Raw genomic sequence first — 20,200 nt, forward strand, 5'->3', positions numbered from 1 at the left:
AAATAAAGAAGACTATAATACTTCTATATCAGTATTATAGTCTTCAGTAAATAGAGTCGAACATGTTTTATTTAATTTTTGGATTTAGCGGATCTCCATCTGGAGCACTCATTTGTAAATTATAGCTGATTTTTAAAGAGTCAACAGTTTTGGAGTTAATAGTTTCATCTTTGCTTTGATCATTTAGCTTTTTTTTTTCGGTTGAATTAAAATCTTGGTTGTCAAGATCATCAGTTGTACAAGATAAATTCATCATTAAAACTGATGCAAAAAGAATACGAATTACTTTACTTTTCATGGTATGTTATTTTTATGTTTTTGCAAAAAAACATCCAAAAAAGTTGCATATTTTACGGAAAATCCGTAAGATTGTTTAATTTTGTTTAAATTTTACTATAATGTCACTTAATATTTTAATTGTTGATGATCATCCTATGACGGTAGACAGTTATGTTAACCTACTGTCTGACGATTGCTTTGATACAGTTGAACCAACCTTCCTAAAAAAATACAATTGCGAGACTGCTTATAAAAAAATAATGCTGCTCGAAAAACAAAATACCAAGCTGGATTTTGCCATTCTGGATGTTAATCTGCCGCCTTATGAAGAATTCAATATTACCGATGGTATTGATTTGGCTATAACGATTAGAAAAGTGCTTCCTTCATGCAAAATTCTATTACTGACAATGCATACCGAAGCCTTCATCGTAAACAGAATTATAAAAACTATTGCTCCCGACGGGTTTATATCAAAAAGTGAAGTTAATTTTGAATCTTTCCCAACTATCTGTCAAAAAATTCTAAAAGGGGAAATAATTTACAGTGATGAGATTGTAAAATCTCAGAAGAAATTAACGCACCGAAACTTAAATTGGGACGAATACGACAGCCAGATTTTAATTCTTTTATCACAAGGCGTTAAAACCGTTAATATTCCCAATCATATTCCGCTTTCAATGAGTTCAATTGAAAAACGAAAAGCGAATATTAAAAGTCATTTATTATTAGAAAAAGGCGGCGATACAGAGCTTATTAATAAAGCGAGACAGTTGGGGCTTATATAAATCTTTTTCTCTTAGTTTTGCATTCGCATTATTACTACAACTACTAAAATCATTATGCCTTTAATAAAAGAAGATTCTACTCTTGATTTAAGACAGGAACTAAAAGAAAAACATGAAATCTTAAATAATCCAAAATTTGGAAAAGATAAAAATGAAAGAGAGGCAAACTTAAAAAAAGCTCAAAAGGTCGCTGCAATAACTAAATTTGCAGGTATAGGAATTGGAATCTGGACATTCATTTTTATAGATCATTACAAATATGCATTAATTGCATCCATAATTTTCCCTGTTTTATGTGTATTTCTTTTAAATTATTATAAAGGTTTAATTAGAATTGAAGGAAGAAAAAATACCACATATCCCAGTATTCTTTTTGGAGTGTTTTCAACTATTACAGCTGTTATCACAAGATCTTTTTTAGATTTTAAAATTTTAGATTATACTAATGTGTGGGTACCTATTTTTGTGATTGCATTTCTTGGGATAGCATTTTTACTTTTTCGTAATGAGGAATTTAAATTTATTAAAACGAATAATTTTATAAGCATTTTGGCTTTATTAATTTTATCTTTTAGCTATGCCTATGGTTCGTATATATCTTTAAATTGCGTATACGATACATCAAAGCCAGAAATATTTAATACTTCCATTTTAGAAAAAAGAATGACATACGGTAAACGACACACATACTATTTAAAATTAACGCCTTGGGGAAAACAAATTGCACCACACGAAATTTCCGTTTCACAAATGCAATATGATAGTCATTACAAAAATGAGGAATTAAAAGTGTATTTAATGAAAGGTAAATTTAAAATACCATGGTTTGAAATTACCGATAAAAATACCACATTAAAATAAAAAAAGCAGATGAAACAATTTTCATCTGCCTTTTTTTATATCAAATAGTTAGTTGTCAAAGTTCAATTCACAACTCACAATTAACAACTCACAATTAACAATTATTATTACCATCCTTTCACAGCGCCGCCTTTAAACTCAAGTTCCGCTGCAGCTTCAACTTCCGGAGATTGAAAAGCCTGTAAAAACTGTTTTACTTTTTCTTCGTTTTTATTGTCCTCACGACTAACAACCAAGTTTACATAAGGAGAATCTTTATCTTCAACAAATAAAGCATCACGAGACGGAACTAATCCAGCTGCAGAAGCAAAAGTATTGTTGATAATTGCAATTGAAACATTCGCATCATCTAAAGCACGAGGTAATTGAGGCGCTTCTAACTCTAATATTTTTAAGTTTTTAGGATTACTTACTATATCCGTTACTTTAGGTAACAAACCAACACCATCTTTCAATTTTAATAAACCGTTTTTCTGTAAAAGCAATAAAGAACGTCCGCCGTTTGTTGGATCATTTGGGATAATAATCGTGCTTTCGTTTTTCAACTCAGAAAGGTTTTTTATTTTCTTCGAATAAGCCGCAATCGGATAAACGAATGTATTTCCGATAATTGCCAACTTATAACCACGTTGCTTAGATTGTTCATCTAAATAAGGTTTATGCTGAAAAGCATTCGCATCAATATCTCCTTGGCTTAAAGCTTCATTTGGAATTACATAATCGTTGAAAGAAACCAATTCTACCTCAAGTCCGAATTTTTCTTTGGCTACTTTTTTTGCTGCCTCGGCAACTTTTAATTCAGGCCCGGAAGCTACACCCACTTTAATAAAATGCGGATCGTTGTTTTTACTTTTTCCGCAATTCACTAAAACTAATGATAAAGCTAAAATTCCGGCTGTTTTCAAGAAATTTATTTTCATGACAAATCTATTTTTAATTTTTAATTCCTAATTTTTAATTGATAATTATCTGTGGTCAAAATGTTTCGATAACCTGTCTCCAATAAACTGAATCAGGAAAACCAAAATCACCAATAATGCCAAAACCGAATTCATCGTTACGGCATCATAACCAATATATCCGTATTGATAACCAACTTGTCCTAAACCGCCGGCTCCAACTGCTCCACCCATTGCAGAATAACCCACAAGAGTGATTAAAGTAATCGACGCTGCGTTTATTAATGATGGCAAAGCTTCCGGAAGTAACACTTTATATACAATCTGTAAAGGTGTTGCTCCTAAAGCTCTTGCAGCTTCAATTAAACCTGATGGCAGACCTAATAAACTGTTTTCGACCAAACGGGCAATAAACGGTGCTGCGCCAATACTTAACGGAACCAAAGCAGCGCTTACACCAATTGAAGTTCCCACAATAGCACGTGTAAACGGAATCATCCAAACAATTAAAATAATAAATGGAATCGAACGAAAAACGTTTACAATAACCGATAAAGTTCTGTTTAAAACTGGCTGATCCAGTATTTGATTTTTTCGGGTAAGGAAAAGTAAAACTCCCGTTGGAAGTCCGATTAGGAAACCGAAAAAGCCAGACACAAAAGTCATAACAATAGTTTCCCAGGTTCCATTTAATAATAAAGTGATAATAGAATCAGACATAACCTATGATTTCTGTTTTAATGTGTTTTGAAATAAAATATTGAATGGCAGCGTCGTAGTTTTCGCGTTTTCCAGATAGTTCAATCAGCATAACGCCAAAGTTCACATCTCCGGCCTGATCCATCTGCGCGCTAACGATTTTGAAATTGGTATCAAACAATCTTGAAACCTCTGAAATCACAGGTTCATTAACTGATTTTCCAGTCATTTCAAGCTTTAATAACGGATTTAAGCTTCCGTTATCTGTCTTTTGTAGTTTTTCCTGATAAACGTCTGGAATCTCTAAATGAAGCGACGAAGCAATAAATTCTTTTGTTAATTCATGTTTTGGATCGGCAAAAATTTCGCCTACACTTCCCTGCTCTATTAATTTTCCGTGACTGATTACCGCCACTTCATCACAAATCGATTTAACGACTTCCATTTGGTGTGTAATCAACAAAACGGTAATATTTAAACGACGGTTAATGTCTTTCAGTAAATTCAGGATTGAACGTGTGGTTGCGGGATCTAACGCACTTGTCGCTTCGTCACACAATAAAACTTTTGGGTTATTTGCCAATGTTCTCGCAATCGCAACTCTTTGTTTCTGTCCGCCAGAAAGACTTGCCGGATAATCGTTTGCTTTTTCGGCTAAACCAACTAATTGCAGTAATTCTAAAACACGAGTTTTAATCGCCGTTTTTGGAGTTCCAACCAATTCAAGCGGGAAAGCAACATTATCAAAAACTGTTCTCGAAGAAAGCAGGTTGAAGTGTTGAAAAATCATTCCGATTTGTCTTCTTTCAATCGCCAATTCAGCATTTGATAATTGCTGCAAAGCTTTTCCATCTACAATAATTTCTCCAGAAGTTGGTCTTTCCAAAAGATTCACACATCGAATCAGTGTACTTTTTCCAGCTCCCGAAGTTCCAATAACACCAAAAATTTTCCCAGGCGGCACCTTTAGCGAAACATCATCTAAAGCAGAAACGATTCTGTCCTTTTGATGAAAAGTTTTGGTAACGTTTTTTAATTCAATCATTTGTTTAATTCAGGTTTAAAAACAAAAAAGCCTTTCATAATTATTTGAAAGGCTTTTTGAAATAAATAATATTATTTTATATATAAGCCAAATCAATTATAAAGCATCACAGCACATCATGCTGCAGCTATAATAATTATTCATTTTCTGGCTATTATTTCTCATTGTTGCTGCAAATTTAAACAGATAATTTTAATTTTAATATAAAAACCATTAAAACTTTTATTAACCTATCAAAATAGTAGATTACTATAACGATTGCTTTGATTTAAAGCTTCTCTACTTTGTTTAAACGACCAATTTGTCATTCCGAGGAACGAGGAATCGCACTAGAAACTCCGTACAGATTATCGCCAATTTTTGCCACAGATTAAAGGATTAAAAAGATTCTTTCACGCAGATTTGGCAGATTTGAGCAGATTACTTTTTTTTGGCATTTTACTATTAAAATCTGCCTAAATCTGCCAAATCTGCGTGAAAAAATATCTAAATTTTCATGATTAACTTTTTTCCTTCCGTTTTATTTTCACGGAGTATTGTATGTGCATTTATTACCGTATTTACTTCTAGTTCTCCAACTATTAAAATAGCGGGTGGTGTAATCTTTTGCTGTTCTAAAAGTAATCGTAACGAATTCAATCCGTTTTTATAATAATCGTAGCGTTTTTCAAGTCCGTATGCGTAGTTAGAAATATTTAAGATTGCAGCGCCTTTTGAAAAAAGAATTCCTCGAGATTCCGGAGTCGAAAAATTCGTCACATCAACATAAATTCCGTTGGTTTTCAAAAGTTTTGCTGCAATTTCTGCAACACTATTTCCAACCAAATCAACTGCAATATCAAATTTTTTATTTCCGTTTAAAGAAAGAGCAGCTTCGTATATTTCTTCTTTTTTATAGTTGATGATTTGTTTTGGTTTTACACCGAGGTCAATTAATGCATTAATGCTGTTTTCATTTCCGGCAGTCACTACAAAATTTTGAAAGCCATTTGCTATCAATATTTTAACAAATACATTCCCAACCCCGCCCGCAGCTCCGGTAATCAATATCGAATCAGAAAAACTGGCATTGATACGTTTAAAAGCTTGCAAAGCTGTTAATCCTGCTGACGGAATTGCTGCCGCTTCTTCAAAAGAAATATTAGAAGGTTTATTTACTGCAATTGCCTCGGGAACAGAAATATATTCGGCATAAGTTCCGTTAGAACCCATGCTTCCTGATCCGCAGAAAACAGCATCACCAATTTTAAAATCACTTACGTTTTTACCAATTGCCGATACAACTCCGGAGAATTCCCGCCCCAGAATTGGAGAATGCAAAAGCTTTCTTTCTGATCCGTCTTCTGTCATTTGATAATCAATCGGATTAAAACCTGAAGCTTTAATTTTTACCTGAATCTGATGATCTAAGGGCTGCGGAATTTCAACATCTTCTAATTGAAATTCCCGGTTTTCCTGTAATACAATTGCTTTCATTTTTATCGTTTTGTTATACAAAAGTATAGCTGTTAAGTTTTTTTTAAACACATAGAGACATAGTTTTTCTTTGTGGTAAAAGGCGTTTCACTTGTTTAAACAAACATAGCTAGTCAGTATTTGTCATTCCGAGGAACGAGGAATCGCACTCGCAACTCGTCAAAGATTGGCAACATTCTGTACGGAGTTTCTTGTGCGATTCCTCGTTCCTCGGAATGACAAACAAACTTTTTACATTTCCTTTGTTTAAACAAACATAACTATGTGTTAGAAACTAGTTTCTTTTTATCAACTTTTATACAAACTAAAAAAATCTATGTTTCTATGTGTTTAAACATTTAATCCAGCTTAAACCATTCATTTACTTCTTCCGCTATAGTTTCTTTAATTTCAGGATTTTCAAATTCATTTGTAACCGAATAATACTCGTAATCTTTCTGCCATTTTTTATAATGTAAAGATACTTGTTCAATTGCGTCACAGATAAAATTAAGCTCATCATTTGTCGTAATTGGATGCAGCGACAAACGCACCCAGCCCGGTTTATTAGTTTGATTTCTTTCCAGAAGTTCGTTTGTAATTTGCGCCGATTTCTTTTCGTTTATATTAAACAAATAATGCGCATAAGTACTTGCACATGACCAGCCTCCGCGAACCTGAATTCCGAAACGGTCATTTAAAAGCCTTACGATTAAATTATAGTGAATATCTTCGATTATAAAAGAAACACAGCCGATTCTTTCTGTTTTTAAATCTCCTAAAATAGACAAACCTTTTATTTTTTGAAGTCTTGAAAAACAAAGAGCAAGCAGTTCTTTTTCTCTGTTTTTGATGTTTGCCACTCCCATTTTATCTTTTAATTCTAAAGCCAAAGCAGCTCTTATTACTTGTAGAAAGCCTGGTGTCCCGCCATCTTCTCTAACTTCTTTGTCCTCGCTATAACAATATCTGCCTAACGGATTCGTCCATTTTACATTTCCTCCGCCCGGATTATCGGGAAACTCAGATTGATATAATTTTTCATTAAAAACCAAAACACCGCAAGTTCCCGGTCCGCCTAAGAATTTATGCGGAGAAAAGAAAATAGCATCTAATTGCTGTTCCGTATCTTTTGGGTGCATATCGATTTTGACATACGGTGCCGAAGCTGCAAAATCAACAAAACAAAGTCCGCCGTTTTGATGCATGATTTTAGCCAATTCATGATAAGGCGTAATAATTCCTGTAACATTGGAACAAGCCGTAAACGAACCTATTTTTAAGCTTCTGTGAGCGTATTTTTTAATTTCTTCGGAAAGGATTTTGGGATCAACTAAATTATTTTCGTCTGGAGGCAGAATAACAACATCGGCATTGGTTTCATACCACGAAACCTGATTCGAATGATGCTCCATATGCGTAATAAAAACAACTGGTTTATCATTTTCATACTCTTTTCGCAAACGCATAATGCGGTGTAATTTTGATAAAGCTGCTGTCATTCCGGTTCCGGTTGTCACCAAAACATCAGATTCATTGGCATTTACTGATTTCTTAATGATATCTCTCGCATATTGATAAGCGTGCGTTGAAGTCTTTCCTGTCTGACTAGAAAGTGAATGCGTATTGGCAATCATTGGACCAATCTTATTGAGCATAATATCCTCAATTGGAGCGTATAATCTACCACTGGCAACCCAATCTGCATAAAGCAGGTTTTGCTTTCCGTAAACGGATTTAAAGCGGTGATCTACTCCTATTGTATTTTCTCTAAATTTAGAGAAGTAACACTCCAACTCGATTGGTTCTGTTGTTGTCTCAATAGCATTCATTTCCTTTATCATTTTAATTAACTAAATTTATTATTTGGGCTTATATAAGTTCTGTTTGTCATTCCGAGGAACGAGGAATCTTCGCAAGTAGCTCTGCAAAGATTGTCAATTATGATTGTCGAGTTTCTTGTGAAGATTGCTTCGCCAGTTCGCTATCGCTCGGGTCCTCGTTCCTCGGAATGACAAAAATGAAAATAGTCTTCTAAATCTTTTTTTCTAAAAGTGATTTTAGTGTAGTCTGCAATTCTTCTCCGTGAAGATTTTTTGCCACGATTATTCCTTTTGAATCCACTAAATAATTCCCAGGAATCGCTCTTACTCCATATAATTTTGCAATAGCACTATTCCAGAAAAGTAAATCAGAAACATGAGTCCAAGTCAAGTTATCATCCTGAATTCCTTTAATCCAGTTTTCTTTCTTTTTATCTAAAGAAACACCTACAATGTTAAATCCTTTGTCATGATATTCTTTGTAAGCCGCCACGATATTCGGATTTTCTCTTCGGCAAGGCCCGCACCATGAAGCCCAAAAATCAACTAAAGTATATCCTTTTAAATTTTCTGAAAGACGAACTGGTTTACCTTGCGGATCATTAGCAGTAAAATCTGGGGCTTTTTTACCAACCGCTAATCCGTCTAAAACAGTAACCAGTTCTTTAAGTTCTTTCACGTAAGTGGTACTTTGCAGACTTTTATCAAGCAAAGCAATGTTTTGAGTAATTTGTTCCGGCGTTAATCTATACGACCAGTTTCTGTACAATACATAAGCCGAAACAATAGATTTAGGATTTTCTGTAATGAATTTACTGATTTCTACATCTTTTGATTTTTTATAGGAATCAAATAAATTCTGAGATTCAGAACCTTCAACTACAGAACTTGTATAATATTTCTTCGGACTTAATTTTACTGTAATTGGCGTTTTTTCAAGGAAAATATACAATGGAGAATCTTCTGTGTTTACGCTTAAACCATATAATTCTGGAGTTTTTACTTTAGTTTTAAAACTAAAACTTCCGTCTTTTACTTTTACCGAATCAATTGTGGTAAACATTTTATTGTGGAATTTTTGCAAATACACATATTGAGCAACTGTATCGACAACAGTTCCTTTTAATTGTAAATTATTTTCTTGTGCCTGAGTTTGTGCAACTCCAAGAAATAAGGCAAAACCTAATAGTATTTTTTTCATTTTATTTTGATTTTAAGGTGATGATATGATTTTTATTATAGTTTAATATTGGGGCAAAAGAATTCCTTTAAGCCGATATAAAAAGGCTTTTAGTAAATGGTATTTAAAAGAAATGAGAGAGAGTTTAATGCTTTCGCATTCGGAAACCGGCAAGACTATATTCTTCGAAGATTGAATTCAAAAGTTCGTCACTGTCGTGTAAAAAATGTAGTTTGGTTTTCATTTTAAAAAATAAATAATTTCAACAATGATGATCTTATTCAGATTTGCGCCAATCTTTCTTATCTGTCCCGCAAGACGGGAAGGATTTAGCACCTTATTCGATAACAGGTTGCTAAGACTTCATAGGGCCTGCTCCCTCAGTCTTTCTGGATAAGTATCATTCAGAATTTTTCTGTGATACAAATATATATTAATTCTACCGAATTAGTAGTGTTTAAAATTATTTTTTTTGAATTTTATTTGAAAAACATTTTACACGAAATACAAATGATTGATTTTTAGACAATTAAAACAGAATAATAAATTTTAATAATTCCTTATTTTATAATGGAAATTCATACGTTTGATAGAATAAAATTGACTAATTCTGCTTTTTTACTGTAGAAAAAGCATAAAAAAACTCATTCCGTTTTTGAAATGAGTTTGTATTAAAGCTGAACAACATAATTTTTTAGTGTTCCGCAGTTATGATCAACATCAAAAAAAAGCTGGTCGTTCGAAATACCAGACCATCGTTTAAAATTGAAAATTCCATAAAGACTAAATCTATTTATTTTTTTTAATAAATCATCTTTGGAGAGCTTTTCTTTTAATTCGGCAATCAATAAAAAACTAAACAAGGAGAATAATTCATAAAATACAGCTTCATTTTCTATGAAATCATCTTTTTTCAGAACAACAAAATATTCCTTATAAGTAACTTTTTTGTTTTGAATAAAAATATGTTCTTTAAGTAATTTAATATTTTTATCAATTGATTTTTCATAAGCCGAATCTCCTAAATATATTTTATAACCTTTATTTTCAGAAGATAAAACCAATAGAATATAATCTGAATTAATACCGTCTTTTTTGAAAAAATATTCTTTTCTTTTCAAGAACTTTTCTAATTCTAAAACCTTGAAGTCGCATTTTATCAAAGAATGGTTTTTATCCTTTCCTATTTTTGCCGATTCAATTTTAATATTCTTCTTTAACTTCATTTAAAAATTATTGATTTGAAATTACAGTGATTTTCTCCAAAGCTTGTTAATTAAAACAACCTAAAGTTAAGATTTTAATCCATCAAAATACGCTGTAGTTTCTTCAATCAATGAATGCATCAATTCCTTTGCTTTTGTATGCTTTAAGATTGGCGAAATTTGTCCTCCCCAAAATAATATCATATCCCATTTTTGCTGATCGAGTGCTGCTTTTCTCAAAGGAGAAATAAAAGTAGTTTGTAATGGAAAAGGCAGAATATTCGATTCTTTTCCTATAATATCTTTTGCAATTCGGCTTGTAATTCCGCGTCCGAGTCTTCCGGTGTATGCGCGTGAAAGTGTTGTATATTTTGCAGCATCAGAAAATAACATTTCTCTGTGAATAGGCAATGCATTCGATTCATCGACAGCTAAAAAAGCCGTTCCTATTTGGGCTGCGCTTGCGCCTAATGTTAAGGCTGCGGCAACTCCTTTTCCGTCGGCAATTCCGCCAGCTGCAATGATTGGAGTTTTAATTTTTTCGCGCATTAACTGCAGTAAAACAAAAGTTCCGGTTACAGATGCTTCGGCATTGGTTAAAAAAGAAGGTCGGTGTCCGCCAGCTTCAAAACCAGAAGCAATAATCATATCTACACCTTTACTTTCCAGAAAAATAGCTTCATCAAGCGTTGTAGCCGCGCCGACGGTAACAATTCCTGATCTTCGAAATTGTTCTAAAACATCATCTGAAGGAACGCCAAACATAAAGCTGAAGACCTTGGGTTTAACATCTAAAATAACTTGTAACTGGTTTTCGAATCTCGATTGAAACGGTGCAGGTTTTTCCGGTAACGGAATTCCTAACTCGTCATAATAAGGTTTAAAAAGTGCTTTTGTTTTCTCAAATTGTTCATCGGTTAAACCTCCATCCGGAATATCATGATCTGAAACCCAAAGATTAATATTGTATGGTTTATCCGTGGCTGCTTTTATTTGTTTATCAACTTCATAAATTTCCTGCGGACTTAAAGTGTAAGCTCCATAACCGCCTAATCCGCCAAGATTAGAAACCGTCGCCGTTAATTCTACCGTTGATAAATTGCCTCCAAAAGGGCCTTGCAAAATTGGATAATCAATTCCTAACAGTTCCTTAGCTTTTGTATTGTACCACATAGCTTCAAAATTTAAGTTATTTATTGGTATCAGTCAACATTTTATTGACGATAAGCCATTTGCCATTAATCTTATGGAAAGATAAAAAATCCCTATAATTAAAGTCGTACATTTTAACATTTAATTCCGCTACAGCGATAGAATTTACAACGCTTATATGCAAAATTTCACCTTTAAAAGGTTTTCCTGAATCCTTTGGACTTTGTCTGTTTTTAACGCCGTCTAAATACAAATCAACGGTTTTGAAGTACGGTTGTCCGTTTATATCTCCGAAAAGGAATGTTCCAGGTTGAAAAATACTCCCAAGCAAGATTTCATCACCTTCATAAATACCTTTAAAGTAATAGTTTTCTATTGCATCGGTAATAGCCTGAATTTCTATTTGATTTTCCATTTTATTAGTATTTTGAGCTTTTATGCCCTGAAAACTCCAGAGCATAAAAGCAGTTAATAATATCGTTTTCACCTTAATTTAAATTGTGTCCTGCACCTTTTCCACCATCCACATTGATGATTGATCCGGTAATAAAATTGCTTTTGGCAACTGTGTAGACCATTTCAGAAACATCGTCGATCTCACCTACTCTGTTTAATAAATGCAAACCGGCACTTTGATCTGCGTTATCTCCGTGCATTGGCGTACGAATTACACCCGGCGCAACGGTATTGAAACGAATGTTTTGTTTCCCAAATTCTGCTGCTAACTGAATCGTTAAAGCATGAATTGCTCCTTTACTTGCAATTGGAGCCGAAGCCGGCCATCCGCCTAAACCATGATTTACTAATGGAGTTCCAATATTGATTACAACCCCGCCTTGTTGTTTTAGCATTTGCGGAAGCACTGATTGTGTAGTGAAATAAGTTCCTTTTAGGTTGGTTTTCAAAAATGTATCTAAATACGCTTCATCCACTTCTAAAAATGGTTTGCTTGCAAAAATCCCTGCATTATTAACCAATACATCTACAGAACCAAATTTTTCTAAAGCAATTTTAACCAATTGTTCTCCGGTTCTTTTATCACTTACGTCTCCTGCAAACATTGCAAGGTTTTCGCCTGCGCCAAATTCGTTGAAAGTTTTTTCTAATGAAGCTGCTGTAACTGAGTTTATAACCACATTATCGCCTCTGTCTAAGAAATATTTAGCGATTCCTTTTCCGATACCAGAAGCTGCTCCGGTAACGATTATTGTTTGTTTTTTCATGATGTTTATTTTTTGTCGGCTGTTATGCCTTTTTCTCTTAATACTGATACTTGTTCTCCTGCATAACCCCAATCGTCTAATTCAATTTCCTGAATCACAACGTGAGTCAAATGCGGATCTTTATTTAATACTTCTGTAATCAGGTTGGTAATGCCGCTGATTAATTGTTGTTTTTGCCCGCGTGTTACTCCTTCGCGGGTCAATTCGATTTTTACGTAAGGCATGATAATTAGTTTTTAGATTGTCCTGTAAAAACAGCTTCGGCAGTGATATTAAAATCAAGCTCAAAGTCATTGTAGATTAAGGTATCTCCCAAATCTTTGAAGAAATTTCCTGAACGGAATTTGATATCGTATTTGGTACGATCGATAATCAATTTACCTCCAAGTGAAAGTGTGTTGTTGTCATTGTTTACCTGCACGTCAAACCCAACAAGATGTGTAATATCTTTTATAGTCAGGTTTCCTTCAAGATGATACGTTGTGCCTGATATTTCTTTTACGCTTAAAATATCTAATGTTGCTGTTGGGAATTTTTCGATAGAGAAAAAATCATCAGATGCAAGGTGTCCTGCAAATTGAGTGTTCGTTGCCGGATCTGTTACATCCAGAATTTTAATAGAAGTCGTGTCAATAACAACATTTCCTCCTTTTATTTTTCCATCATTAAAGATGAAACTACCATTTTTGATACCAATTGTACCATTATGTGCACCAGTAACTTTTCTACCAGTCCATTCTACGCTGCTGTTTGAGCTTACGATTTCAAAATTTATTGTTTCCATTTTTATTGTATTTAAAAGTACAGTACAAAGGAACGGCGACTATGGAAATCGGTTACGTGATGTAGATCACATTCTTATTTTTTAGGTTCAAAGGGTCAAAGAGACAAAGAGACAAAGGTTTTTATATTGATGTAGAATTTAAAACATAGCCAGCGGTTTCAACCGCTGGAACGCAAAGTTTTGTCATAATCTAAATCCCTGTGGTTGAAACCACAGGCAATATTTCTCAGCAGTAAAATAATCTGCTCAATCCGAAAATCTGTGAGAAACCAAATATGCGCAAAACAAAAAAATGAATCCGTAAAATCCGTGGGCTAAAATCAAGAATTATAAAGTCGGCTAAGGGTTTCTCTCGAAACACCTAAATAAGCCGCAATTAAATGCTTCGGAACTAAATTGTATAATTGAGGATATAAAGCCAAAAGTTCTTCGTAACGAATTTTGACATTATTATTCATAAAAGATAAAAGTCTTTTTTGAGATGCTATGTAACCTTTGTTCGTTCTCCATCTAAAGAAATGTTCCACCTGATGAAATTCGGCGCAGAGTTTTTCGCGGTCGCTGTTAGAAAGGCAAAGCACTTCGGCGTCCGTAATACAATCAACATTTATAGCGGCGGGAGTTTGGTTGTAAAGTGCATTATAATCAGATGTCCACCAAGTTGGCATGGCAAACTGCAAAATGTACATTTTGATTTCATCATTTATATAAAAAGCTTTCAGACAACCCGAAATCACAAAATACTCACAATCGACTTTATCGCCTGCGCTAATAATCGTCTGCCCTTTTTTAAAAGATAATGGTTTGAAATGCGAAAAGAAATAATCAAACTCTTCCTCTGTCAGCGAAACTGTTTTGGTGATATGTTCTTTTAAAAGTGTTTTGGCTTCCATTTTAAATGGTGACTATTGGGTTTGAAAATCTTTTGTAAAGTTATAAAATCAAATGAACTTATTGATTGTCTATTTCGGATTTGAATTTGTCCGTTTCACCAAAATTTGAATATGAAATCGATTGCCGTTGCCGCAAATTTGTCCTGTTTAACAACTTAAAATTTAAAATCATGAATGCAAAAACAACAAAAATTATTTATTGGACAGGAATTATTTTAACTTCTTTATGGTTTGGTGCCAGCGGATTTTTTGAACTTACAACCAACAAATTAGTTTGGGAAATTACACAACTATTAGGTTACCCAGCTCATTTTATTTACATCTTAGGAGTAATGAAAGTTTCAGGAGTCATCACTTTATTAATTCCGAATAGGTTATTACGATTAAAAGAATGGGTATTTGCGGGAGTATTTTTTGATATCATTTTCGCTTTCTTTTCAAAATTGGTTGTATTAGGTTTCCCTGCAACTATTGATGCTATTATTGCTTTTGTTATGGTAAGTGTTACTTATATAATGTTTAGAAGATTATATACTGCAACTTATACAGTTAACTAATTTTTTTCGCCACAAAGTCGCGAAGACGCAAAGTTTTTATTTCACGCAGATTTAAAAATATCTGCGCACATCTGCTTAAATCTTTTTAAATCTGCGTGAAATAAAAAATCCTATTAATCCTTTTAATCTGTGGCAAAAAAAACTTAGTGCCTTTGTGTCTTCGTGGCAAAACATCTTCGAGCCTTTAAACAAATAATTTTGAGCTTTTCAACAAAACAACAACCTCCATTACTGACGTAAATTTGTAATGAACTTAAAAACACAATTACAATGAACAAAATATGGTTTATTACAGGAAGCTCTCGAGGGTTAGGACGTAATCTTACTGAAGCAGTTTTAGAAAGCGGTGACAAAGTGGCTGCAACTGCACGAGACATTAATCAGTTAAATGATTTAAAAGAAAAATTTCAGGATCAGATTCTGCCTTTGAAATTAGATGTTAACAATTATGATGAAGTTCATCAGGCAGTAAATAAAGCTGTTGAGCATTTCGGAAGAATCGATGTATTGGTTAACAATGCAGGATTCGGAATTATTGGCGCTGCGGAAGCTTATACAAGCGAACAAGTTAGAAGTCAGTTAGAAACCAATTTATATGCGCCAATTGAAATTACACGCGCTGTTTTACCTTTTATGCGTAAACAAGGTTCTGGCCGAATTTTACAAATAAGCTCTGTTGGCGGACGCGTTGGAAATCCGGGTTTAACAATCTATCAGGCAGCGAAATTTGGTCTTGGCGGATTCACTGAGGCTTTAGCCAAAGAAGTTGCTCCACTTGGAATTTTAGTTACCAGCGTAGAACCAGGCGGATTCCGTACGGATTGGGCTGGTGCATCGATGACGTATGCCGAAGATATTGAAGGTTATGAAATGGTGAAACAACGTACCGATTTCTTTAAAGGAGGAAATTTTGTTCCGGTTGGTGATCCTGAAAAAGCGGCTAAAGTGATGGTTGATCTGGCTTCGCATCCACATCCGCCTGTACATCTTGTATTGGGAAGCGAGGCAATTGGAATTTTACAAAATGCTGATAAAAGCAGAACGGAAGAAATGGAGAAATGGATGAATGTTAGTTTGTCTACAGATCATGAAGATTCTGGAAGTTTTTTTGATTCAGCTCAGGGAAAATGGTATACTGGTAAGAAATAAGCATTATCAATGGTTAATGCATAATTTTTTAAACACATAGGGACATAGTTTTTCTTTGTCTATAAAGGCGTTTCACTTGTTTGAATAAACATAGCTTATTGTTTATCACACAGATTTAGCAGATTTATGCAGATTAAATTTAAAAAAAAATCTGCGTATATCTGCTTAAATCATTAAAATCTGCGTGAAATATTTTAAACATAAAGCTATGTGTGAAAATCTAGATTTTTAAAACATCTTTTATTTAGAATATAATCTATGTTTCTATGTGTTTAAAATATTCTCCAACTTTAATTTTTATAAATTTGTGATATGAACGATTCAAAAATAAATCAGAAAACCTCGCCCATTGCGTATTCCTGCTATTACACACAAAATCGTGAAGGCGAGCAATTTGCTGCACAACATGTTTTGAGTTTTCAGATTTCGGGAGTTCTGACTTTAAATAATGGGAATAAAGAATATGTTTTTAATCCTGGTGATTTTAGATTTATCCGAAGAAATCAGCTAATAAAATTCATCAAACAACCCGATCCGAATACCGCTTTTCAGTCTATTTCGATTTATCTGAATCAGGAAGCACTTCGGGACTATTCCATACAATACAATCAAAAAACAAATTTAATTAAAAGTCCGGAAACGGAAATGGTTCTGCAGTTAAAAGAAGTTCCGTTATTGAAAAGCTTTATGAATTCGTTGATTCCGTATATCAACGAAGACCAACTTATTACCGAAGATCTTCAGACTTTAAAAGTAAATGAAGCCGTTACGATTTTATTACAATGCAATCCGGAATTAAAAGATATTTTATTTGATTTCAACGAGCCCGGAAAAATTGATTTGGAAGCGTTTATGAAAAAGAATTTTCATTTTAATGTTCAATTAGATCGTTTTGCTTATTTAACTGGAAGAAGTCTGGCGACTTTTAAAAGGGATTTCCAGCGTATTTTTGATCTTTCCCCTAGCCGATGGCTCATTCAGAAAAGATTACAGGAAGCTTATTATCAAATTAAGGAAAAAGGAAAAACGCCTTCGGAAGTTTATTTAGAAGTGGGTTTTGAGGATTTATCGCATTTTTCGTTTGCTTTTAAGAAACAGTTTGGGTTACCGCCTTCTAAGGTTTAGTGGTTAGTGGTCAGTTTTTTTAGTAATCAGTTACAGTTTGTCATTTCGAGGAACGAGAAATCGCACACGGAACTCGCCAAAGATTGGAGAATTACTGTGTGGAATATCTAGTGCGATTTCTCGTTCCTCGAAATGACAAACTGCATTAGGTTAATTCTTTAAACTGATACTAAAACTGATCACTAAAAAACTGACCACTGACCACTAAAAAAAACTATCTATTCTCTAACCAGCTTAAAAATGCCGTAGCTTTTTCTTTCCCAACCAATAATTTTTCTTCTGTTGGAATAGTAAGTTTTAGAATTAATTTTCTTGAAAAATAATGCTCTGCTTCTCTTATCGCTGAAAAATTAACCAAATACTGTCTGTTGATTCTGAAGAACTGAATGGCTGATAAAAGCTTATGAACTTCATCGAGAGATTGCGTAATTTGATATTCGGTTTTATCAAAAGTGACGATGGTTGGTGTTTCATTTTTGATGTAGAAAAAGGCAATATTCTCTGTTTGAATCGTTTGGTATTTGTTGTTTTTAAAAACTAAAAAACTGCTTTTTCCTTTATTTTCTCCTGTTCTCGTTAAGAGATAATCGAAATCAGGCATCATTTTTTTATTTCTTTGGAAGAAGTTTTTCAGCTCGCCTGCTTTTTTAATAGCCTGCGAAATACTTTCTCTTGAAAAAGGTTTTAAGACATAATCGATTCCGTTTGATTTGAAAGCGTCGATGGCGTAATCATCAAAGGCCGTACAAAAAATAACCGGTGACAAAACTTCTACATTTTTGAAGATTTCAAAACTCAAACCATCTGCAAGTTGAATATCCATAAAAATCAAATCGGGCTGATCGTTTTCTAAAAGATAACTCACAGCTCCGTCTATACTTTGAATATACGACAAAATTTGAGCATCGGGTCTGATACTCAAAATTAGCTGACCAAGCGCTTTGGCCGTTTTTACTTCATCTTCAATTATTACGATAGTCATAAATCAGTGGTATTTTAACTTTAAAAAGAGTTTCGGTTTTATCAATTTCAATTTCCTTGTTAACCAAATGCAGAAAACGCTGGTTGATATTGTTCAGTCCAACGCCGGTTGACAAAGTACCTCGTTTCAGCTGAATTGGGTTTTCGATTACCAGAAAATCATTTTCGGTATATAATTTAATTTTCAAAGGTTTATCAAGCGAAACCACATTGTGTTTGATACAATTCTCGATTAATAATTGCAATGAAAAAGGCGGAATCGCACAATCTAATTGTTTTTCATCGATTTCTTTTATCACTTCAAATCCGTCTTCAAAACGGGCTTTCAGCAAATATACGTACGAATCTAATATCTGTAATTCTTCTTTTAACGGAATCAAATCCATTTTTCTACTTTCGAGAGTAAATCTGTAAAAATCAGATAATTTCAGGATAAAATCAGAACTCTGCGGATCCTGCATATCCACCATCGATTTTAAAGTATTCAGACTGTTGAATAAAAAATGCGGGTTTACCTGTTGCTTCAATAATTCGTATTGCGCTCCTAAATGTACTGCTTTGGTGCGTTCCAACTCTACTCCCATTTGCTGTGTTTGATAATTCTGAAAAAGTAAATGCAGAAACATATATACTATCAAATTGATCAGAATACCCCGAAGTTCGAACATGATTGGCGCGTCCATTTTTGAAACCTGAAAAAGTTCCTGATGTGCAATTACAAGAATCACCATCAGCAAAATCCCCAAAACAACACTCAGTAAAAGTTTCCAGTTAAACAGACTTTTATTCGTACGCTGCGATGAAAATTTGGGTAGACTATAAATGTTGTAATACCATATAAAAAGGGAGAACAGCAGTGTAATTGAAGAGTTTATGATGATGTCTCCAGGCGTAGAATCGGCATCAAATAATTTGGGGATTGAAGCCAGAATTGCGAGTGCAATCGAGCTTCCCCAAATAATTTTGAGCGAAACCTGAAAACGTTTTGATTTTTCCATAATTGTATCCGTTTTTTATCCTGTTTGTCAAAGATAGTTTTATTTTGATTTTTTTTAAACACATAGAAACATAGTTTTTCTTTGTGTGTAAAGGCGTTTTACTAATTTAAACAAACATAGCTTTGTTAGAAATTTTCACGCAGATTCAAGAAGAATAAGCAGATAATTTAAGTTTGCATTTAATCTCGCAAACGCTCAGAGACGCAAAGTTTTTATACTCATTTTTGTCATTCCGAGGAACGAGGAATCTTCACGAGTAGCTCTACAAAGATTGGCGACATACTGTATGGAGTTACTTGCGAAGATTCCTCGTTCCTCGGAATGACAAACATGGCATAAATCTGCGTAAAAAATTTAAGCTCGTTTTACTTCTAAAATTGCCCCTGAGTTCATATCCTGAACAAACCCAATAATCTCAAAATCCTGTGCATTATAATTTTTAGGAAGATGAACCGATGCTGTTCCTTTTTTAACTTTGTTTAAATCTACCGATTGCTGATTACGAACGATTTGATAATGAGATAAAACTCTATGAGCATTCTCCCCTCTTTTTACATTGCTTTTGGCTTCTTTTTGAACTACAGCAATTAATAAACGACTGTTTTTTGAAGTTCCTTCTACATTGTAATTTACAGCAACAGCATTAGCATTTTGAGTCGCTTCTAAGCTTAAACTCGTAAAAGCTGGTTTAGAAAGTGCCGACTTGATTCCGTTTCGTAAGCTTGTTTCCTGAGATCCGATATAATCTATTTTTCCGTTAATAATTACTTGCGGCGTGTAGATTGGATCTTTCTCCATGTATTTCGCATAATCGTATTGTCTTTTAGTATAATCGGCATTACTGAAAATATCTTTCCAGCCTTGTTTGTCCCAATAATCAACATGATAAGAAAGCACATAAACATTTTTATCTTTTAATTCATTTTGAATTTTCCCCAGTAACTCATCTGCGGGCGGACAACTCGAACAGCCTTCGGAAGTATATAATTCTAAAAGGGCAAACCCTTTTTTATCGGGATTGCTTTGGCTGAAAATGGTGTTTCCTGTTAAGAAAAACAGCATTGCAAAAGCACTTATTATTTTTATCTTTTTCATAATTTTTGT

22 protein-coding genes and 1 riboswitch are annotated in these 20,200 nt (G+C 33.8%); of the genes, 5 read left to right on the plus strand and 17 right to left on the minus strand.

Features of this window, described 5'->3' with window-relative positions; translation table 11 throughout:
* Positions 1-67: 67 nt before the first annotated feature.
* A complete protein-coding gene (locus tag J2Y38_RS19710; protein WP_309845936.1) occupies positions 68-298 on the minus strand; it encodes a hypothetical protein in 231 nt (76 codons plus the stop codon).
* Between the two features lie 100 nt (positions 299-398).
* On the opposite strand from J2Y38_RS19710, the gene J2Y38_RS19715 reads away from it, so the two are divergent.
* Together J2Y38_RS19715 and J2Y38_RS19720 are read left to right on the plus strand one after the other, a co-directional pair.
* The gene (locus tag J2Y38_RS19715; RefSeq protein WP_309845937.1) at positions 399-1,067 is read left to right on the plus strand and encodes a response regulator; all 669 of its coding nucleotides are present in this window, start codon (positions 399-401) and stop codon (positions 1,065-1,067) included.
* 54 nt (positions 1,068-1,121) lie between these two features.
* On the plus strand, positions 1,122-1,928 hold the full coding sequence (locus J2Y38_RS19720; RefSeq protein ID WP_309845940.1) for a hypothetical protein: 807 nt from the start codon (positions 1,122-1,124) through the stop codon (positions 1,926-1,928).
* A 107-nt stretch (positions 1,929-2,035) separates the two neighbouring features.
* Here J2Y38_RS19720 and metQ read toward each other — a convergent pair whose 3' ends face one another.
* From metQ to J2Y38_RS19785, 13 genes are all read right to left on the minus strand, one after another.
* Positions 2,036-2,848: a methionine ABC transporter substrate-binding lipoprotein MetQ gene (metQ, locus tag J2Y38_RS19725; RefSeq protein WP_309845943.1), complete on the minus strand. Its 813-nt coding sequence runs from the start codon at positions 2,846-2,848 to the stop codon at positions 2,036-2,038.
* 45 nt (positions 2,849-2,893) lie between these two features.
* Complete coding sequence (locus tag J2Y38_RS19730; RefSeq protein ID WP_309845946.1) at positions 2,894-3,547, minus strand: methionine ABC transporter permease MetI; 654 nt, start codon at positions 3,545-3,547, stop codon at positions 2,894-2,896.
* On the minus strand, positions 3,540-4,571 hold the full coding sequence (gene metN / locus J2Y38_RS19735) for a methionine ABC transporter ATP-binding protein MetN (RefSeq protein ID WP_309845948.1): 1,032 nt from the start codon (positions 4,569-4,571) through the stop codon (positions 3,540-3,542). The genes J2Y38_RS19730 and metN overlap by 8 nt, the downstream gene beginning before the upstream one ends.
* Positions 4,572-5,057: 486 nt before the next feature.
* Entirely contained in the window at positions 5,058-6,047 is a 990-nt protein-coding gene (locus tag J2Y38_RS19740; protein WP_309845950.1) for an NADP-dependent oxidoreductase, read from the minus strand.
* Positions 6,048-6,385: 338 nt separating this feature from the next.
* Positions 6,386-7,858: an aminotransferase class V-fold PLP-dependent enzyme gene (locus tag J2Y38_RS19745; RefSeq protein WP_309845951.1), complete on the minus strand. Its 1,473-nt coding sequence runs from the start codon at positions 7,856-7,858 to the stop codon at positions 6,386-6,388.
* 202 nt (positions 7,859-8,060) lie between these two features.
* Complete coding sequence (locus J2Y38_RS19750) at positions 8,061-9,050, minus strand: TlpA disulfide reductase family protein (RefSeq protein WP_309845953.1); 990 nt, start codon at positions 9,048-9,050, stop codon at positions 8,061-8,063.
* Positions 9,051-9,328: 278 nt separating this feature from the next.
* Positions 9,329-9,429, minus strand: a riboswitch (SAM riboswitch).
* A 271-nt stretch (positions 9,430-9,700) separates the two neighbouring features.
* A complete protein-coding gene (locus J2Y38_RS19755) occupies positions 9,701-10,255 on the minus strand; it encodes a hypothetical protein (RefSeq protein ID WP_309845955.1) in 555 nt (184 codons plus the stop codon).
* A 66-nt stretch (positions 10,256-10,321) separates the two neighbouring features.
* A complete protein-coding gene (locus J2Y38_RS19760) occupies positions 10,322-11,407 on the minus strand; it encodes a nitronate monooxygenase (protein ID WP_309845956.1) in 1,086 nt (361 codons plus the stop codon).
* A gap of 16 nt (positions 11,408-11,423) precedes the next feature.
* Entirely contained in the window at positions 11,424-11,801 is a 378-nt protein-coding gene (locus J2Y38_RS19765; RefSeq protein WP_253792146.1) for a nuclear transport factor 2 family protein, read from the minus strand.
* A gap of 73 nt (positions 11,802-11,874) precedes the next feature.
* A complete protein-coding gene (locus tag J2Y38_RS19770; protein WP_291148128.1) occupies positions 11,875-12,609 on the minus strand; it encodes an SDR family NAD(P)-dependent oxidoreductase in 735 nt (244 codons plus the stop codon).
* A gap of 5 nt (positions 12,610-12,614) precedes the next feature.
* Positions 12,615-12,833 (minus strand): 4-oxalocrotonate tautomerase family protein, encoded by a 219-nt coding sequence (locus tag J2Y38_RS19775; protein WP_056198604.1) that lies wholly within the window; start codon positions 12,831-12,833, stop codon positions 12,615-12,617.
* A gap of 5 nt (positions 12,834-12,838) precedes the next feature.
* On the minus strand, positions 12,839-13,393 hold the full coding sequence (locus J2Y38_RS19780; RefSeq protein ID WP_309845962.1) for a YceI family protein: 555 nt from the start codon (positions 13,391-13,393) through the stop codon (positions 12,839-12,841).
* Positions 13,394-13,713: 320 nt separating this feature from the next.
* Positions 13,714-14,286: a Crp/Fnr family transcriptional regulator gene (locus J2Y38_RS19785; protein ID WP_309845964.1), complete on the minus strand. Its 573-nt coding sequence runs from the start codon at positions 14,284-14,286 to the stop codon at positions 13,714-13,716.
* Between the two features lie 170 nt (positions 14,287-14,456).
* On the opposite strand from J2Y38_RS19785, the gene J2Y38_RS19790 reads away from it, so the two are divergent.
* From J2Y38_RS19790 to J2Y38_RS19800, 3 genes are all read left to right on the plus strand, one after another.
* A complete protein-coding gene (locus J2Y38_RS19790) occupies positions 14,457-14,843 on the plus strand; it encodes a DoxX family protein (RefSeq protein WP_309845966.1) in 387 nt (128 codons plus the stop codon).
* A gap of 270 nt (positions 14,844-15,113) precedes the next feature.
* Positions 15,114-15,992 carry an SDR family NAD(P)-dependent oxidoreductase gene (locus tag J2Y38_RS19795; protein WP_309845967.1) on the plus strand — a complete coding sequence of 293 codons (879 nt, stop codon included), beginning with the start codon at positions 15,114-15,116 and terminating at the stop codon, positions 15,990-15,992.
* A 312-nt stretch (positions 15,993-16,304) separates the two neighbouring features.
* Complete coding sequence (locus tag J2Y38_RS19800; RefSeq protein ID WP_309845970.1) at positions 16,305-17,117, plus strand: AraC family transcriptional regulator; 813 nt, start codon at positions 16,305-16,307, stop codon at positions 17,115-17,117.
* A gap of 214 nt (positions 17,118-17,331) precedes the next feature.
* On the opposite strand, the gene J2Y38_RS19805 is transcribed toward J2Y38_RS19800, so the two are convergent.
* From J2Y38_RS19805 to J2Y38_RS19815, 3 genes are all read right to left on the minus strand, one after another.
* Positions 17,332-18,099 carry a LytTR family DNA-binding domain-containing protein gene (locus J2Y38_RS19805; protein ID WP_053472760.1) on the minus strand — a complete coding sequence of 256 codons (768 nt, stop codon included), beginning with the start codon at positions 18,097-18,099 and terminating at the stop codon, positions 17,332-17,334.
* Entirely contained in the window at positions 18,080-19,096 is a 1,017-nt protein-coding gene (locus J2Y38_RS19810) for a sensor histidine kinase (protein WP_073487546.1), read from the minus strand. Before J2Y38_RS19810 ends, J2Y38_RS19805 begins: the two co-directional genes overlap by 20 nt.
* 354 nt (positions 19,097-19,450) lie before the next feature.
* Positions 19,451-20,191, minus strand: coding sequence for a DUF1223 domain-containing protein (locus J2Y38_RS19815; RefSeq protein ID WP_309845977.1), 741 nt, complete (start codon positions 20,189-20,191; stop codon positions 19,451-19,453).
* Positions 20,192-20,200: the final 9 nt, after the last annotated feature.

The sequence above is a fragment of the Flavobacterium sp. 2755 genome (assembly GCF_031455715.1).
Classification (GTDB): Bacteria; Bacteroidota; Bacteroidia; order Flavobacteriales; family Flavobacteriaceae; genus Flavobacterium.

What these genes read in the sequence shown, in the direction of transcription:
- J2Y38_RS19780 (WP_309845962.1), bottom strand. Translation starts at nt 13,393, where the DNA reads ATGGAAACAATAAATTTTGAAATCGTAAGCTCAAACAGCAGCGTAGAA.
- J2Y38_RS19740 (WP_309845950.1), bottom strand. Translation starts at nt 6,047, where the DNA reads ATGAAAGCAATTGTATTACAGGAAAACCGGGAATTTCAATTAGAAGAT.
- J2Y38_RS19715 (WP_309845937.1), top strand. Translation starts at nt 399, where the DNA reads ATGTCACTTAATATTTTAATTGTTGATGATCATCCTATGACGGTAGAC.
- J2Y38_RS19815 (WP_309845977.1), bottom strand. Translation starts at nt 20,191, where the DNA reads ATGAAAAAGATAAAAATAATAAGTGCTTTTGCAATGCTGTTTTTCTTA.
- J2Y38_RS19760 (WP_309845956.1), bottom strand. Translation starts at nt 11,407, where the DNA reads ATGTGGTACAATACAAAAGCTAAGGAACTGTTAGGAATTGATTATCCA.
- J2Y38_RS19805 (WP_053472760.1), bottom strand. Translation starts at nt 18,099, where the DNA reads ATGACTATCGTAATAATTGAAGATGAAGTAAAAACGGCCAAAGCGCTT.
- J2Y38_RS19755 (WP_309845955.1), bottom strand. Translation starts at nt 10,255, where the DNA reads ATGAAGTTAAAGAAGAATATTAAAATTGAATCGGCAAAAATAGGAAAG.
- metN (WP_309845948.1), bottom strand. Translation starts at nt 4,571, where the DNA reads ATGATTGAATTAAAAAACGTTACCAAAACTTTTCATCAAAAGGACAGA.
- J2Y38_RS19800 (WP_309845970.1), top strand. Translation starts at nt 16,305, where the DNA reads ATGAACGATTCAAAAATAAATCAGAAAACCTCGCCCATTGCGTATTCC.
- J2Y38_RS19810 (WP_073487546.1), bottom strand. Translation starts at nt 19,096, where the DNA reads ATGGAAAAATCAAAACGTTTTCAGGTTTCGCTCAAAATTATTTGGGGA.
- J2Y38_RS19785 (WP_309845964.1), bottom strand. Translation starts at nt 14,286, where the DNA reads ATGGAAGCCAAAACACTTTTAAAAGAACATATCACCAAAACAGTTTCG.
- J2Y38_RS19795 (WP_309845967.1), top strand. Translation starts at nt 15,114, where the DNA reads ATGAACAAAATATGGTTTATTACAGGAAGCTCTCGAGGGTTAGGACGT.
- J2Y38_RS19710 (WP_309845936.1), bottom strand. Translation starts at nt 298, where the DNA reads ATGAAAAGTAAAGTAATTCGTATTCTTTTTGCATCAGTTTTAATGATG.
- J2Y38_RS19775 (WP_056198604.1), bottom strand. Translation starts at nt 12,833, where the DNA reads ATGCCTTACGTAAAAATCGAATTGACCCGCGAAGGAGTAACACGCGGG.
- J2Y38_RS19730 (WP_309845946.1), bottom strand. Translation starts at nt 3,547, where the DNA reads ATGTCTGATTCTATTATCACTTTATTATTAAATGGAACCTGGGAAACT.
- J2Y38_RS19720 (WP_309845940.1), top strand. Translation starts at nt 1,122, where the DNA reads ATGCCTTTAATAAAAGAAGATTCTACTCTTGATTTAAGACAGGAACTA.
- J2Y38_RS19745 (WP_309845951.1), bottom strand. Translation starts at nt 7,858, where the DNA reads ATGAATGCTATTGAGACAACAACAGAACCAATCGAGTTGGAGTGTTAC.
- metQ (WP_309845943.1), bottom strand. Translation starts at nt 2,848, where the DNA reads ATGAAAATAAATTTCTTGAAAACAGCCGGAATTTTAGCTTTATCATTA.
- J2Y38_RS19770 (WP_291148128.1), bottom strand. Translation starts at nt 12,609, where the DNA reads ATGAAAAAACAAACAATAATCGTTACCGGAGCAGCTTCTGGTATCGGA.
- J2Y38_RS19765 (WP_253792146.1), bottom strand. Translation starts at nt 11,801, where the DNA reads ATGGAAAATCAAATAGAAATTCAGGCTATTACCGATGCAATAGAAAAC.
- J2Y38_RS19790 (WP_309845966.1), top strand. Translation starts at nt 14,457, where the DNA reads ATGAATGCAAAAACAACAAAAATTATTTATTGGACAGGAATTATTTTA.
- J2Y38_RS19750 (WP_309845953.1), bottom strand. Translation starts at nt 9,050, where the DNA reads ATGAAAAAAATACTATTAGGTTTTGCCTTATTTCTTGGAGTTGCACAA.